The sequence below is a fragment of the Paraburkholderia sp. SG-MS1 genome (genome assembly GCF_012275575.1).
Lineage (GTDB): Bacteria > Pseudomonadota > Gammaproteobacteria > Burkholderiales > Burkholderiaceae > Paraburkholderia.
The window spans coordinates 1-13,958 of record NZ_NPIH01000236.1 but is presented as its reverse complement, the minus strand read 5'-3'; the positions used below and the strand labels follow the sequence as shown (position 1 = coordinate 13,958).

16 protein-coding genes are annotated in these 13,958 nt (G+C 65.2%); 12 read left to right on the top strand and 4 right to left on the bottom strand.

Features of this window, described 5'->3' with window-relative positions; all coding sequences use genetic code 11:
- From CIC12_RS22550 to CIC12_RS22530, 5 genes are all read left to right on the top strand, one after another.
- Nucleotides 1-425 (top strand): MFS transporter (locus CIC12_RS22550; RefSeq protein ID WP_168667160.1); only part of this gene is annotated, 425 nt, incomplete at its 5' end.
- 5 nt (nucleotides 426-430) lie between these two features.
- A complete protein-coding gene (locus tag CIC12_RS22545; protein WP_168667158.1) occupies nucleotides 431-1,396 on the top strand; it encodes a 2-hydroxyacid dehydrogenase in 966 nt (321 codons plus the stop codon).
- Nucleotides 1,397-1,612: 216 nt separating this feature from the next.
- Nucleotides 1,613-2,779 (top strand): LacI family DNA-binding transcriptional regulator, encoded by a 1,167-nt coding sequence (locus tag CIC12_RS22540; RefSeq protein ID WP_168667156.1) that lies wholly within the window; start codon nucleotides 1,613-1,615, stop codon nucleotides 2,777-2,779.
- 60 nt (nucleotides 2,780-2,839) lie between these two features.
- A complete protein-coding gene (locus CIC12_RS22535) occupies nucleotides 2,840-3,658 on the top strand; it encodes a YhfC family intramembrane metalloprotease (protein ID WP_168667154.1) in 819 nt (272 codons plus the stop codon).
- Nucleotides 3,659-3,742: 84 nt separating this feature from the next.
- Nucleotides 3,743-4,108, top strand: a complete 366-nt coding sequence (locus tag CIC12_RS22530; RefSeq protein WP_168667152.1) for a DUF3022 domain-containing protein — start codon at nucleotides 3,743-3,745, stop codon at nucleotides 4,106-4,108.
- An 81-nt stretch (nucleotides 4,109-4,189) separates the two neighbouring features.
- Here CIC12_RS22530 and CIC12_RS22525 read toward each other — a convergent pair whose 3' ends face one another.
- Nucleotides 4,190-4,627: a PGDYG domain-containing protein gene (locus CIC12_RS22525; RefSeq protein WP_168667150.1), complete on the bottom strand. Its 438-nt coding sequence runs from the start codon at nucleotides 4,625-4,627 to the stop codon at nucleotides 4,190-4,192.
- A gap of 353 nt (nucleotides 4,628-4,980) precedes the next feature.
- On the bottom strand, nucleotides 4,981-5,496 hold the full coding sequence (locus CIC12_RS22520) for a Spy/CpxP family protein refolding chaperone (RefSeq protein ID WP_168667148.1): 516 nt from the start codon (nucleotides 5,494-5,496) through the stop codon (nucleotides 4,981-4,983).
- 186 nt (nucleotides 5,497-5,682) lie between these two features.
- Here CIC12_RS22520 and CIC12_RS22515 point away from each other — a divergent pair, with 186 nt between their 5' ends.
- From CIC12_RS22515 to CIC12_RS22505, 3 genes are all read left to right on the top strand, one after another.
- Nucleotides 5,683-6,567, top strand: coding sequence for a LysR substrate-binding domain-containing protein (locus CIC12_RS22515; RefSeq protein WP_168667146.1), 885 nt, complete (start codon nucleotides 5,683-5,685; stop codon nucleotides 6,565-6,567).
- Between the two features lie 105 nt (nucleotides 6,568-6,672).
- On the top strand, nucleotides 6,673-7,131 hold the full coding sequence (locus CIC12_RS22510; protein WP_168667144.1) for an Lrp/AsnC family transcriptional regulator: 459 nt from the start codon (nucleotides 6,673-6,675) through the stop codon (nucleotides 7,129-7,131).
- A 251-nt stretch (nucleotides 7,132-7,382) separates the two neighbouring features.
- Entirely contained in the window at nucleotides 7,383-8,480 is a 1,098-nt protein-coding gene (locus CIC12_RS22505) for a saccharopine dehydrogenase family protein (RefSeq protein WP_168667142.1), read from the top strand.
- 170 nt (nucleotides 8,481-8,650) lie between these two features.
- Here CIC12_RS22505 and CIC12_RS22500 read toward each other — a convergent pair whose 3' ends face one another.
- Together CIC12_RS22500 and cydX are read right to left on the bottom strand one after the other, a co-directional pair.
- Nucleotides 8,651-9,271: an AAA family ATPase gene (locus tag CIC12_RS22500; protein WP_168667140.1), complete on the bottom strand. Its 621-nt coding sequence runs from the start codon at nucleotides 9,269-9,271 to the stop codon at nucleotides 8,651-8,653.
- Nucleotides 9,268-9,417 (bottom strand): cytochrome bd-I oxidase subunit CydX, encoded by a 150-nt coding sequence (cydX, locus tag CIC12_RS22495; protein WP_168667138.1) that lies wholly within the window; start codon nucleotides 9,415-9,417, stop codon nucleotides 9,268-9,270. Before cydX ends, CIC12_RS22500 begins: the two co-directional genes overlap by 4 nt.
- A gap of 506 nt (nucleotides 9,418-9,923) precedes the next feature.
- Here cydX and CIC12_RS33300 point away from each other — a divergent pair.
- The 4 genes from CIC12_RS33300 to CIC12_RS22475 form a co-directional block, all read left to right on the top strand.
- Entirely contained in the window at nucleotides 9,924-10,100 is a 177-nt protein-coding gene (locus tag CIC12_RS33300; RefSeq protein ID WP_238812814.1) for a hypothetical protein, read from the top strand.
- A gap of 182 nt (nucleotides 10,101-10,282) precedes the next feature.
- Nucleotides 10,283-11,260, top strand: a complete 978-nt coding sequence (gene corA / locus CIC12_RS22485) for a magnesium/cobalt transporter CorA (RefSeq protein WP_168667136.1) — start codon at nucleotides 10,283-10,285, stop codon at nucleotides 11,258-11,260.
- Nucleotides 11,261-11,619: 359 nt separating this feature from the next.
- Complete coding sequence (locus tag CIC12_RS22480; protein WP_168667134.1) at nucleotides 11,620-12,582, top strand: sugar ABC transporter substrate-binding protein; 963 nt, start codon at nucleotides 11,620-11,622, stop codon at nucleotides 12,580-12,582.
- 313 nt (nucleotides 12,583-12,895) lie between these two features.
- Nucleotides 12,896-13,958 (top strand): sugar ABC transporter ATP-binding protein (locus CIC12_RS22475; protein WP_168667195.1); only part of this gene is annotated, 1,063 nt, incomplete at its 3' end.

Genomic DNA, 13,958 nt, shown 5'->3' with positions numbered 1-13,958 from the left:
ATAAACTCAACCGCCGTAAAGTGTTCGTGTGGCCGTTCCTGCTGGTTGGCGCGGTGGCGTTCGCGGCGTCGTACGCGCTCGGCTCCACGCACTTCTGGCTGTCGTACGCCTTGCTGGTGATCGCAGGCGGCGCGATGTACGCGCCGTACGGTCCGTTCTTCGCGATCGTGCCGGAACTGCTGCCGAAGAACGTCGCGGGCGGCGCAATGGCGCTGATCAACAGCATGGGCGCCCTCGGTTCGTTCGTCGGCTCGTACGTGGTCGGTTATCTGAACGGCGCCACCGGGTCGCCCGCGGCGTCGTATGCATTCATGAGCGTGGCGCTGGTCGCCGCGGTGATCCTGACGCTGATCGTCAAGCCGCAGCCGCGAACGGACACGTCAACGGCGACACCCCCGCTCACCACACCGTTGCAAGGAAAATGAAGCTCATGAAGAAGATCGTCGCCTGGAAGCCGCTGCCGGAAGATGTGCTCGCCTATCTGCAACAGCATGCTGAAGTCGTGCAGGTCGATCCCGCGCAACACGACGCGTTCGTCGCCGCGTTGCGCGATGCCGATGGCGGCATCGGCGCGAGTGTGAAAGTCACGCCCGCGATGCTCGAAGGCGCGAGCCGCCTGAAAGCGCTCTCGACCATTTCGGTGGGCTTCGATCAGTTCGACGTCGCCGATCTCACGCGGCGCGGCATCGTGCTCGCGCATACGCCGGACGTGCTGACCGAGTCCACCGCCGATACCGTGTTTTCGCTGATCCTCGCGTCGGCGCGCCGGGTCGTCGAACTCGCCGAATGGGTGAAGGCGGGGCAGTGGCGCGACAGCATCGGAGCGGCCCAGTTCGGCGTCGATGTGCAGGGCAAGACGCTCGGCATCGTGGGGCTGGGACGGATCGGCGGCGCGGTCGCGCGACGCGCGGCGCTCGGCTTCAACATGAAGGTGCTATACACCAATCGCAGCGCGAATCCGCAGGCTGAACAGGCGTATGGCGCGCGGAGGGTCGAACTGGCGGAACTGCTGGCGAGTTCGGATTTCGTCTGCCTGCAAGTGCCGCTCACGGCCGAGACGAGGCATATGATCGGCGCGGCCGAACTTCGGTCGATGAAGAAGAACGCGATCCTGATCAATGCCTCGCGCGGCGCGACCGTCGATGAGCAGGCATTGATCAAAGCATTGCAAGACGGCACGATTCACGGCGCGGGGCTCGACGTGTTCGATACCGAACCGTTGCCGGCCGACTCGCTTTTGCTGAAGCTGGCGAATGTGGTCGCGCTGCCGCATATCGGCTCGGCGACTCATGAGACACGCCACGCGATGGCGCGTAATGCGGCGGAGAATCTGGTCGCGGCGCTCGACGGGACGCTGACGGTGAATGTCGTCAATCGGGACGTGTTGGGTAAGTGAGTTCGGTTGCGTGAGTGGGCTTGAGAGGAAGCGACGTTCGTGGGCCGACGCGCAAGCCGATGCAATTGGGCCAACGTGAGTGGGTCAACGCGAGCGGGCCGCGAGGCGCAAGGCGGCTCCGGTGTGTCGACATGAGTGAGCCGCTGCGAGTGAACGATACAAGAGTGAGCCAACCCGAGCGGGCCGAGACGAATGAGCCAACGTGAATGACCCCACATGACTGACCCCACGCGTGAAGCGCCGCTGACCACGCCGCCGCCGCCGCTACCGCGCCGTGCGACGATCACCGATGTCGCGCGCGAAGCCGGCACTGGCAAGACCAGCATCTCCCGCTATCTGAACGGCGAGACGAGCGTGCTGTCGCCGGAACTGCGCGCGCGCATCGAAGCCGCGATCGCGCGGCTCGACTACCAGCCCAACCAGATGGCGCGTGGCCTCAAGCGCGGCCGCAACCGCCTGATCGGCATGCTGCTCGCCGACCTGACGAATCCGTACACCGTCGAAGTACTGCAAGGCGTGGAGGCGGCGTGTCACGCGCTCGGCCTGATGCCGCTGATTTGCCACGCGGCCAACGAAGTGGAGATGGAGCGCCGCTATCTGCAACTGCTGACCACGTACCGGGTGGAAGGCGTGATCGTCAACGCGCTCGGCGTGCGGGAGGAAACGTTGCGGCCAGTGGGCGACGGGGGAATTCCGGCGGTGCTGGTCGACCGTTCGGTGGATGGACTCGTCGCCGATATGGTCGGGCTCGACAACCGGGCCGCGGCTGAACTCGGTACGCGTCATCTGCTGGAGCAGGGCTTCGACGACATCTGGTTCGTCGTCCAGCCGTTCGAGCAGGTCAGCTCGCGGCAACTGCGCGAGCTCGCATTTCGTGACGCGATGCGCGCTCAACGCGCCGCACGCGGACGTACGCTGGTGCTCAATCTCGCGGATGCCGCCGATGTCGAGCGCGGTCTGGCCGAATTGGACCGTGCCATTGATGCGGCCGGCAGCGATGGTGATGTGGCCAGCGCAACCAACGCCGCAAGTTCAGCGAACGCGACCAACGCGGCCAATGCGTCCCCTGCGGACAATCCAGGCAACTCGACTCCGCTTCCCCGCATCGCGCTCTTCGCCGCCAACGCTCCCGTCGCACTGCGCCTCGCCTTGCACCTCAAAGCCCGCTACGGCGTCGGCTGGCAAGCCCGCGTCGCGCTGCTCTCGATCGACGACCCCGACTGGGCCGAGTTGGCCGGCATCACGACGATCCGTCAGCCGACCTACGACATCGGCTATCGCGCGGTCGAGTTCCTGCACGAGCGCATCGAAGGCGTTCCAACCACCGCGCGCGACTGTCTGCTGCCGGGTGAGTTGATCGTTCGCGCGTCAACTTCGCGCTGATCTGCGATCATGCGGGCTGCGGCGCGCAGCGGGTGCGCGCCGGTCATCGCAAGGAAACTCATGGTTGTTGCACCGCTTACCCTCTCGAGCCTCGCTGTCGCGACGCTGTTCGTGGCCGCCTTACCGTTCCTGATCTATCGGCGTCTGCGCCGCCCGCTCGCGCTCAAGCCGCGCGACGCGATTACCGGCATCGCCGTGTTCGCGCTGTTCGCGATGGTGATCGAGCGCGCGCTGAACGACTATGTGCTGCATCGGAACGCGGCGACGGCCACGTTCCTGTCGAATCCGCTTGCCTTCGTCGTGTACGGTGCGCTGGCCGCGGGCCTCTGCGAGGAAGTGGGGCGGTTCATCGGCATGCGGCTGATGCTCAAGCGCGCCGCGGCAAAATCGCCGGCCGCCGCCCACGCCACGCGCGCCGACGACGGCACCGCGCTCACCTACGGCCTTGGCCATGGCGGCGCGGAAGCGTGGCTGGTCGGCGTGCTGGTGCAGATTCAATGGATCCTGTTCGCGGTGTTCGAGAACCGCGGCGAACTGGACGGCTACCTGAGCAATTTGCCGGCCGATTCGCTGATGCGCATCCACCTGATTCTCGCCAGCCTGACGCCGCAAACGGCCGGCATTTTCGCGCTCGAACGGGTGGCCGCGCTGGTGTTTCAGATCGGCCTGTCGGTGCTGATGTGGCGTGGTGTGCGCGCGGGCTGGCGCGCCATCCTGCCGCTCGCGATCGTCCTGCACGCGCTGGTCGACGTGCCCGCCGCGCTGTTCCAGGCGCAGCTCGTGCCGCTCGCGGCAGTGGACGCGGTGTATGCGCTGGGCGCGCTGATCGTCGCGGGTCTGCTGGTCAGAACTTTTCGGCGTCCCGGAGCGGTGGCGTGACCCGCTGTCTCGCTAAAGTACCGGCCTTTGCCTAAAATCGGTTCCCTTTTCGGAACCACTTCTGGACCACGTCCGGCGGACCCCATGGAAGCTTACCAATACGACTGCGCCGATCCCGAGTTCGAGGAGCTGGCGCGCGTCATCAGCGATCTCTTTCCCGAGCAGACGCAGTTCATCCAGCGCGCAGCGGAAGACGGCACGCCGTCGCTGACGATTCACTGGGTAGCGATGCGCTTCGGCGCGACCGCGCGGCGCATCGTGATGACGGTGGTGATCGCGCCGGCGGCGCTGGCGCGCTATCGCGCATTGCCGGCGCGGCTACGCGGCCGCGGTTTTGCGGTGTTGCGCGCCTATGTCGAAGCGAGCCTTGGCTCGCTCGAAGAGCAGTATGCGAATGGCGAAGCGGTGCCGCGCGAGGTCAGCGTGGACCTCGGCGACGAGTTTGCGTGAGAGAGTCGTGTGAGACGGTCGCTTGAGGCGATCACCAGGGCGGGCTGATGAGATTGCTCATTGGCCCGCTCATGAAACGGCTCAGTCCGCGAGCCGGTAGACCTTCGCGAAGCGCGCGGCCTGGACCACGCCATAGTCGCCGGGCGCGTATTGCATGACCCAGTCGCCGGCGGCGCCACGCAGCACGTCGCCGCCATCCGCGGAACGGGCGAGCGAGAACGCTTCGTTCATCTGTCTGGCCAGTACGACGGCGGGACGGTTGCGGTATGCGCCGGCTTCGCCGTGCGCGAGGCCGGCGTCGGCGGGAAGGTACTTGGCGTCGAAGCGCTCGCGCGATACGACCCAGCGGTCGCCCGTCGATCCGGTAATTAGCGCGTCGCCGCGCACATAGCGGTTCGGGCCTTCGAGGCTCATCAACTCGCCTTCGGCAGCGGCGAATTCGACGCCCACGGTTTCGTCCTTGACGACGCGTCGAGCGAGCGCGTCAGTGCGTAGATCGAGATTCTTGAGTTCGGTCATGAAGCAGGTAGGGATGGATATATCGACGACGTGCCGACGATGCGGACCTCACGTCGGAGCAGTGCATCGGGACGTCATGTTCCGATGCCGCGGACCCGCATCATGCCAGACGCATCTCATGACCGGCTGCTTTTGCACGCGTGACACGCTGGATCGCGGCGCCGTTGGCGAGCTTGATCACGGCATATCGGGAGTAAGCCAGGACGTGCCGCGTGATGGACAAGCGGAGCGGGGGTCGGAGGAAACCCGGGCGGGCCTCGGCGCGCGCACTGCCAGCTGACTGCACAGGCAAGTCCACCGCAAAGAATCGGCACGCGCAGCGCGAGCCACCGCGCTGCGCGCAAACAAGCTGCTTAAGGCTTCACAATCGCATCGCTAGCGGGCGTCGACTTGCCGACCTTGCCCTTGCCATGGCGGTGACGACCGCCGCCATCGACCGTGTCCGAGTGATGGAAGGTCGCGTCGGCAAGCTTCTTCTGCTCCGGCGACAGGCTGCTGTACAGCGGATCGAACGCGTCGACGAGCTTCTTCATGCCGTCCGCGTGCGCTTGCGCGATGGTCGCGTACTGCTTCATGTCGTCGAGCGCGGTGACGTTGGTGGCGGCTTTGCGTTGCTGGAACAACTGGCCCATCGTCTCGCCGTTGCCGCGCATCACGTCGGCGAAGGCATTCCATTGCGTTTCCTGCGCGGGCGTGATCTTCAGTTGCGCGTGCAGATAGGCGATGCGATCTTCGACGTTGCGCTCGTGGCCGGCCTTGCCCGCGGGCGCCGAGGCGGCGCTTGCCGGTACGGGGGCGGGCGCGGGGGTTTGTGCGAACGCGCCGCTCATGGAAACTGCGGTAGCCAGCATGACAAGTGCTTTTTTCATCGAAACTCCTGATGTCTATTCGAATTGGGACAAGGCGTGTGGCGAGCGGCCCGGTTGCGTCAGCCATCACGACGCACGGCGGCCGGCTGCCCCATTTCGCCGTCGCCGCTATTAGTATCACGATATCCCTACAATGCGGCTCCAATGCGACAAACGCTTACAACCGAAACGAACGGGAAATAGCCGGTGGATAAACTCGTCAGCATGGAAATTTTCGTCGCCGTGGTCGAGGCGGGCAGCCTGACGGCGGCGGCCGAGCGCTTCGACATTTCGTCGGCGATGGTGGGCAAGCATCTGCGTGCGCTCGAAAGCCGGCTGGCTGCGCGGCTGCTGACGCGTAGCACGCGTCGGCAAAGTCTGACGGAAATAGGCCGACAGTATTACGAACAATGCAGACGCATCCTAGCCGATGTGAAGCAGGCCGAGTCGCTCGCGGAGGCGATGACCGCCTCGCCGCGCGGCGTGCTCAAGGTGACCGTGCCGCTGACCTACGGCGTCGAAGTCTTCGCCCCGGCCATGACGGACTATCTGGGCGCGTGGCCCGACGTGAGTCTCGAGCTCGATCTGTCGAACCGCATCATCGACCTGGTGGAAGAGGGGTTCGACGCGTCGGTGCGCATCGGTCAACTGGCGGATTCGAGTCTGGTCGCGCGGCCGTTGAAGCCTTACCGGATGCGCGCATGTGCGTCGCCAGCGTACCTCGCGCGCGCCGGCACGCCGCGCACGCCGGCCGATCTCGTCCATCATGAATGCCTCGGTTTTCTGCATTGGGGCCGCGAAGGTCTGTGGCGTCTCGACGGCGGGAGCACGGAGGGCAACCCGCTGCGCGCGGGCCGCTTTCGCGCGAACAACGGTCAGGCGCTGAAGGTGGCGGCGCTGCGCGGTTTCGGTCTGGTGCTGCAGCCGGAGGCGCTACTCACGCGCGAGATCGCGAGCGGCGAGCTGGTGTCGGTGCTGGAGGACTATCTGCCCGACGGCGCGCCCGTGCATCTGATCTATCCGCGTGATCGCCAGGCCACGCCCAAGCTCACCAGCTTCGTCGATTTCGTGATCGAGCGGTTCGGGGCGTGAGGGCGGCGGCGTTGGCAAGCAGTCCCACCAGCGCCATCACACGCTAAAGACGCGCGATAATCCGCTCGACCACAGACCCACTCCACCCACTTCCCCAGACCCTAGATGAGACCTCCGCGCCTCGACCAGCTCGACGACCTCGACCGCAACCTCGTTGCACTGCTGCAAGCCAACGCGCGCGAAAGCGTCGCCAGTCTTGCGCGCCAGCTCGACGTGGCGCGCACCACGGTGATCGCGAGAATCGCGCGGCTGGAGCGCAGCAACGTGATCGCCGGCTATAGCGTGCGGCTCGGCCAGGATGTGCTCGATTCGAGCATCATGGCCTACGTCGGCATGATCATCGCGCCCAGGCACGGGCCGTCCGTGCAGAAGCGTCTCGGCAAGATGCCCGAGGTGCAGTTGTTGTGTGCGGTGAGCGGTGAGTTCGACTACGTCGCGTGGCTGCGAGCCGATTCGCCCGACCGGCTGAACGATCTGCTCGACCAGATCGGCGGCATGGAAGGGGTGGAGCGAACCACGACGTCGATCATCCTCGCGCGCAAGATTGATCGCGGGATGGTTTGACGGCGGCATGTGAACGCGCGCGCCCTTCCAATACGCTGGTTTTTACGCGCTTTTTACATCGCTTCGACAGTTCGACCAAATTTTTCGTCATAACGTCGAAACTCGTGGTCATAACGCATCATTTTGTGTGTATGAACTGTTTTTGCTTCTTCCTAAACTGTTGCTCAAGGGTTCAGCCCGACAGGCGCGGCGCCTAAGCGCGGCGCACTTGTCAAGCTGGGCACAGCACACACATAACAAAGGAGAAGCGCATGAAAGTAGCCATCGTTGGTGCCGGTCTGATCGGACACACCATCGCTCATATGCTGCGTGAAACCGGCGACTATGACGTCGTCGCATTCGACCGCGATCAGCACGCGCTCGACAAGCTCGCCGCCCAGGGCATTCCGACGCGCCGCGTCGATTCCGCCGATGCCGCCGCACTGCGCGCCGCGATGCAAGGCTTCGATGCGCTCGTCAACGCGCTGCCGTATTACCTCGCGGTGAACGTGGCCTCGGTGGCCAAGGGCGCGGGCGTGCATTACTTCGATCTGACCGAGGACGTGCGCGCGACCCACGCGATCCGCGCGATCGCCGACGACGCCGAGCACGCGTTCATGCCGCAGTGCGGTCTCGCGCCGGGTTTCATCGGCATTGCCGCGCACGAACTGGCGAACCGCTTCAGCGAAATCCGCGACGTCAAGATGCGCGTCGGCGCACTGCCGGAGTTTCCGACCAATGCGCTGAAGTACAACCTGACCTGGAGCGTCGACGGCCTGATCAACGAATACTGTCAGCCGTGCGAAGCGATCCGTGACAGCCGCACGCAGTGGGTGCAGCCGCTCGAAGGCCTCGAGCACTTTTCGCTCGATGGCACCGAGTACGAAGCGTTCAATACGTCTGGCGGCCTGGGCACGCTGTGCGAGACGCTCGCGGGGCGAGTCGAATCGCTCGACTACAAGTCGGTGCGTTATCCGGGTCACCGCAATCTGATGCAGTTCCTGCTCGAAGACCTGCGTCTGTCCAGCGACCGCGACACGCTGAAGACCATCATGCGCCGTTCGGTGCCATCGACCGCGCAAGACGTCGTGCTGGTGTTTATCACGGTAAGCGGCATGCGCGACGGTCAACTGGTGCAGGAAGTCTTCACCCGCAAGATTTTCGCGAAGACGGTGTGCGGCGTGCCGATGAGCGCGATCCAGATCACCACGGCCGGCGCGATGTGCGCGGTGCTCGATCTGTTCCGCGAGCAGAAGCTGCCGCAAAAGGGCTTCGTGCGTCAGGAGCAGGTGTCGCTCACCGACTTCCTCGCGAACCGCTTCGGCAAACTGTACGAAGGACAGTCGCTGGAGGCGCTGGCGACGGCCTGACGCGCAGCCGTCGTCAGCATGGTCGCAAGAACACACACGAGGGCGGTGGTGAGGCGTGCCAATGCGCGCCACTGAGAGAGTGTGGAGGTCCCGCAAGAGGGCCGCTGAAACGGAAATGCCCCGTCATGCGGGGCATTTCCGTTTCTGGCCGCCGGGTGCCGTTCCCGCTCCTAGATCGGCCGTGGCGGCATCATCATGGCCGCCGGCTGTGGTTCGCCGATGATGCGCGCGAGCAGGGCCTCGTCATCCGCCGGCGTGGGCGCGGTGTTGTCGAACATCAGCAGATCGTCGCAGGTCTCGCCGCTGGGCACGAAGCGGCGCTGCCGGTATGCGTCCCAATGCGCAAGCTTGTAGGCGTCGTTCGGATTCGCGCGTGCGACGATCCGCTGCCGGGCGACCTCGTCCGACGTATGAACCCACACGACCCGCAGCACTACCTCTGAACCGACACCGAGCCACGCGCGGTCGAACAGGCGCCGCTCGCGCACTTCGCGCGAGAGCGGCGCGACCACCAGCGCGCTCACCCCGAGTTCGAGGTTCTCGCGGGCGGTGTCGAGCAGGCCGCGGTACTCGGGGTCGCGCAAATGCTGCAGGAAGAGCGGGCTGTCGCGGTCGTTCGGGTCGCCGGTCAGCATGGCCATCGCGGCCGCGCTGTAGCCGCCGAACAGCGTATCTTTGTCGAGCAGGCAAAAGGGCGTGCCGCTGGTTTTCATCAGCGGGCCGATCAGCTTTTTCGCGACGGTGGTCTTGCCGGTGCCCGCATGACCGCAAAAGAAAACCAGGAACGTCACGAAGGCGTGCTTCCGTCAGGGTCGGGCGGCGTGTCGCCGACGCGCGGATCACGCGCGAACTTGCCGTTGGCCTCCAGCCACATCACGTTGATGACGCCGAAGGCGAGCGCCACGCCGACGCCGAGAATCCACGTGAAATACCACATCGCAATCTCCTTGCTCGTAGGTCCGGCGAAGCGGGAATGCCGGCTCGCCATCGCGGCACGCGCGCCCACCAGGGCTTTACCCCTCGCGCACAGTCCGTACGGATCGAGCCCTTTGCAACGATCATGAAGAAGAACGCCACGTCGTGCAAGGGGGACATGGCTGGGCCCAGGTTGGCCTGGGTTGGGCCGACATTGGCCATTCGGCCAGGCTGGCGCGATGCCAGCGCGTTGCTATCATGTTTGGCAAGGCGCTGGACGGGGCACGCGGGATCGCCTGGCATTGCGTCAGTCTGTCATCACAAGCTGCACCGCAATGGTCGATAGGGGAGAACCAGTATGCCGGCGCGCCTGCCTTGCCGCTGCAAGGCCGTGCTCCCGGCGTCCGTCATGCCTGCCCGCGCGGCGCTGGGCGGTTGCGCGTCGACGCCGGCTGAGCCGGTTCCGTTCAAGCCGGTGCCGACCGGGCGGATCGTGCGGGCCGGCTACACGGAAGCGGCGCCGCGGACGTGCGCCGCGAACGTTCGCGCGATGTGATCGTCCGGTTCCGCGATGCGCTCGTGTACATCGACAGCGAGCGCGTCACCGACCTGATGAACGGCGAGCACGTGGTGTTTTACCTCGGCCCCGGCTTGCATCGGATTGGCGTGTCGAAGCAATTCGATCCGAACTGGGCTTTCCGGTGAGGCGCACGCGCGCTTGCCGTGCTCGCGGCGCTCGCCGGCAAGGTTTAACAATTGGATACGTGACGTTTTCGCGCAGCCCCGTAACATGGCGGCTACGCTCATCCGTCAACGCAGGCCCGACGCGCGGCACACGCACAAGTCGAGGCCGGGCGGTCTGTTTCCGTTTTCAAGGTAATCCGAACATGCTGATCAATTGCGCCGCCTATCAGGACGGTCGGAAGCTCGCTGATATCGACATCGATAGCATCAGCGACTACGTGGCGCGGCCCGAGTGCTTCGTCTGGGTCGCGCTGAAAGACCCGGGGCCGGGCGAGCTGGCCGTGATGCAGCACGAGTTCGGCCTGCACGAGCTCGCGATCGAAGATGCGCAACATGGCCATCAGCGTCCCAAGATCGAGGAGTACGGCGACTCGATGTTCGCCGTGATGCACACGGTCGAGATGGACGACGACGGCGAGTTGCTGATCGGCGAAGTCGATGTGTTCGTCGGGCGCAACTACGTGCTGTCGGTGCGTCGCGGCACCCGCACCGGATTCCAGAACGTGCGCGCGCGCTGCGAGCGCGAACCGCGTTTGCTCAAGGAGGGCTCGGCGTTCGTGCTGTATGCGCTGCTCGACGATGTCGTCGATCGCTATTTTCCGATCATCGAGGCGATGAGCACTGAGATCGAGGAGTTGGAAGACCGCATTTTCGACTACAACAATTCGGCGCAGTCGCGCGCGATCATCCAGGATCTGTACTCGTTGAAGCGACGCCTCGTGATCCTGCAGCACCACATCGTGCCGCTGCAGGAAGCCGTCAGCAAATTGACCGGTGGGCGGATTCCGAGCGTCTGCCAGGGCATGCAGGCGTATTTCCGCGATGTCTACGATCATCTCGAACGGATCGTCAGAACCATCGAAGGGCGCCGTGAAATCGTCGTCACCGCGGTGCAGGTCAATCTCGGCATGATCTCGCTCGCCGAGAGCGAGGTGACCAAGCGGCTCGGCTCGTTTGCGGCGCTTTTCGCGGTGCCGACCATGATCGCGGGCATCTACGGGATGAATTTCCAGAATATCCCCGAGCTGCATTTCAGGTTCGGCTATCCACTGTGTCTGGCAATCATGCTGACGGTCGACCTCGTGCTGTATAGGCGCTTTCGCAAGGCGGGCTGGCTATAAGCCGGCCCTGGCGGTGGCGCGATTCGACTCGCCTCGCGTTGTCCCCGCTTGCACCACTCGCAATAAAAGGCCAGCATAAGCGGCCCACCGTCTGCCCACCTTGCCGCCGGTGGCAAAACCCGCCATGCACGGACCGAGCGAGGGACCCTTGCCACACGCTGCCTGCCGGCGCGCTTACCCCGCGCGCCGGCCAGAACCGATGAGCGCCCGGCGCCGCCGCAGAGTCGGCGCGCCGGTGCACTGCACCACTGCGAATCGTTGACATTCTGAAACGACTGCGCTGAGAATAGCCCTCGCAAACGTTTGCGCGCCACTAAAAATACGGCTCCGCCCGAGCCAGAAAAACCTCGGAGATACGCATGAACCATCGCATCCGCCGTCGCATCCTTGCCGCCGCAGTGCTCGCCACCGCCACCGCCGCGCTGCCGTTTTCCGCCGCGCACGCGCAGAACGCGCCGGCCCACAAGCCGAAGGTCGCGCTCGTGATGAAGTCGCTCGCCAACGAGTTCTTCCTGACCATGGAAACCGGCGCGAAGGAATATCAGAAACACAATCCCGGCCAGTTCGACCTGATCACCAACGGCATCAAGGACGAGACCGACACCGCCAACCAGATCCGCATCGTCGAGCAGATGATCGTCTCGAAGGTCGACGCGATCGTGCTTGCGCCGGCCGATTCGAAGGCGCTCGCGCCGGTCGTCAAGAAGGCAGTGGACGCCGGCATCATCGTCGTGAACATCGACAACCGGCTCGATCCGGACGTGCTCAAGTCGAAAGACCTGAACGTGCCGTTCGTCGGCCCGGATAACCGCAAGGGCGCGCAAATGGTTGGCGACTACCTGGCCAAACGGCTGAAGGCGGGCGACGAGGTCGGCATCCTCGAAGGCGTGTCGACCACCACCAACGCACAGCAGCGCACCGCGGGCTTCAAGGACGCGATGCAGACCGTCGGCGCGAAGGTCGTGTCGGTGCAGTCGGGCGAATGGGAAATCGACAAGGGCAACGCGGTGGCCTCGGCCATGCTCAATGAGTATCCGAACCTGAAGGCGCTGCTCGCCGGCAACGACAACATGGCGATCGGCGCGGTCTCGGCGGTGCGTGCGGCGGGCAAGCAGGGCAAGGTGCTGGTGGTCGGATACGACAACATCAACGCAATCAAGCCGATGCTTAAAGACGGCCGCGTGCTCGCCACCGCCGACCAATACGCGGCCAAGCAGGCCGTGTTCGGCATCGACACCGCGCTGAAGGCGCTCAGCGAGCACAAGAAGCAGTCGCAGTTGTCGGGCGTGGTGGAAACGCCGGTCAGTCTGGTGACCAAATAAGGGGGGGTGGCTGGGCCCGGAGCAGCACCGGGCCTGCCGATTCGCACCCGCGCCGCTGCATGCCGCGTGCAGCGCCCGGTGTGCGCATCCGCGCCTCTTCAATAAACGCTCAATGAACGCTCAAGAAACCCGCCGAGCCGCCGTTAATTCCAGAGATAAGCGTCATGACGGGGGCGAGCGGCGAGAGAGCGTCGCGCGCCGTTAGCGCTGCGCATTGCACGCATTGGGCCGGCATGACGCGTGACGGTTGGACGCGGCTTCGTTCGCATCAGCGCATGCGCTCGCGCCGGCCGCCATGAAAACCAGGATCGCGATGGATTCAACCGACCACGACGCCTTGGCTGTCGTACTGTCCGTGAGCGGCATCGGCAAGACCTATGCCGAGCCGGTGCTCGCCGACGTTTCGCTGTCGCTGCGCGCCGGCGAGGTATTGGCGCTGACCGGCGAAAACGGCGCCGGCAAGAGCACGCTCTCCAAAATTATCGGTGGGCTGGTCGATCCGAGCGCGGGCACGATGCGCCTCGCGGGCGACCCCTACGCACCGGCGAGCCGCACCGAGGCCGAGGCGCTCGGCGTGCGCATGGTGATGCAGGAGCTGAATCTGTTGCCGACGCTATCGGTGGCCGAGAACCTGTTTCTCAACCGGTTGCCGCGCGCGGGTGCGTTCAGCTTCGGCTGGATCGACCGCCGCAAGCTGCGCGAGGACGCGCGCCACGCGATGGCGCAGGTCGGCCTCGACGCGATCGATCCCGATACGCTGGTCGGCGAACTCGGCATCGGCCATCAGCAGATGGTGGAGATCGCGCGCAATCTGATCGACGACTGCCGCGTGCTGATCCTCGACGAGCCGACCGCGATGCTGACCGCGCGCGAAGTCGACCTGTTGTTCGAACAGATCGACCGGCTGAAGTCGCGGGGGGTCGCGCTGGTCTATATCTCGCACCGGCTCGAAGAACTGGCGCGGGTGGCCGAACGGGTCGCGGTGCTGCGCGACGGGCGCCTCGTGCACGTCGACGCGATGGCCGACCTGACGAGCGAGCAGATCGTCACGTGGATGGTCGGCCGCGAACTCGGCGAGCGAATTGATCTGGGTGTGCGCCATATCGGCGCGCCGCTGCTGAAGGTCGACCGGCTCGCGCGCGGCAAGGTGGTGCGCGACGTGTCGTTCGAAGTGCGCGCGGGCGAGATCTTCGGCATCAGCGGGCTGATCGGCGCGGGCCGCACCGAGCTGATGCGGCTGATCTACGGCGCCGACCACAAGGACAGCGGCACGGTCGCGCTGGCCGCGACGCCGGGCGCGCCGCCCACGGCGGTGCGCATCGACTCGCCGACCGACGCCGTGCGTGCCGGCATCGCGTTGATCACCGAGGATCGCA

What these genes read in the sequence shown, in the direction of transcription:
- CIC12_RS22545 (WP_168667158.1), top strand. Translation starts at nt 431, where the DNA reads ATGAAGAAGATCGTCGCCTGGAAGCCGCTGCCGGAAGATGTGCTCGCC.
- CIC12_RS22540 (WP_168667156.1), top strand. Translation starts at nt 1,613, where the DNA reads ATGACTGACCCCACGCGTGAAGCGCCGCTGACCACGCCGCCGCCGCCG.
- CIC12_RS22535 (WP_168667154.1), top strand. Translation starts at nt 2,840, where the DNA reads ATGGTTGTTGCACCGCTTACCCTCTCGAGCCTCGCTGTCGCGACGCTG.
- CIC12_RS22530 (WP_168667152.1), top strand. Translation starts at nt 3,743, where the DNA reads ATGGAAGCTTACCAATACGACTGCGCCGATCCCGAGTTCGAGGAGCTG.
- CIC12_RS22525 (WP_168667150.1), bottom strand. Translation starts at nt 4,627, where the DNA reads ATGACCGAACTCAAGAATCTCGATCTACGCACTGACGCGCTCGCTCGA.
- CIC12_RS22520 (WP_168667148.1), bottom strand. Translation starts at nt 5,496, where the DNA reads ATGAAAAAAGCACTTGTCATGCTGGCTACCGCAGTTTCCATGAGCGGC.
- CIC12_RS22510 (WP_168667144.1), top strand. Translation starts at nt 6,673, where the DNA reads ATGAGACCTCCGCGCCTCGACCAGCTCGACGACCTCGACCGCAACCTC.
- CIC12_RS22505 (WP_168667142.1), top strand. Translation starts at nt 7,383, where the DNA reads ATGAAAGTAGCCATCGTTGGTGCCGGTCTGATCGGACACACCATCGCT.
- cydX (WP_168667138.1), bottom strand. Translation starts at nt 9,417, where the DNA reads ATGTGGTATTTCACGTGGATTCTCGGCGTCGGCGTGGCGCTCGCCTTC.
- corA (WP_168667136.1), top strand. Translation starts at nt 10,283, where the DNA reads ATGCTGATCAATTGCGCCGCCTATCAGGACGGTCGGAAGCTCGCTGAT.
- CIC12_RS22480 (WP_168667134.1), top strand. Translation starts at nt 11,620, where the DNA reads ATGAACCATCGCATCCGCCGTCGCATCCTTGCCGCCGCAGTGCTCGCC.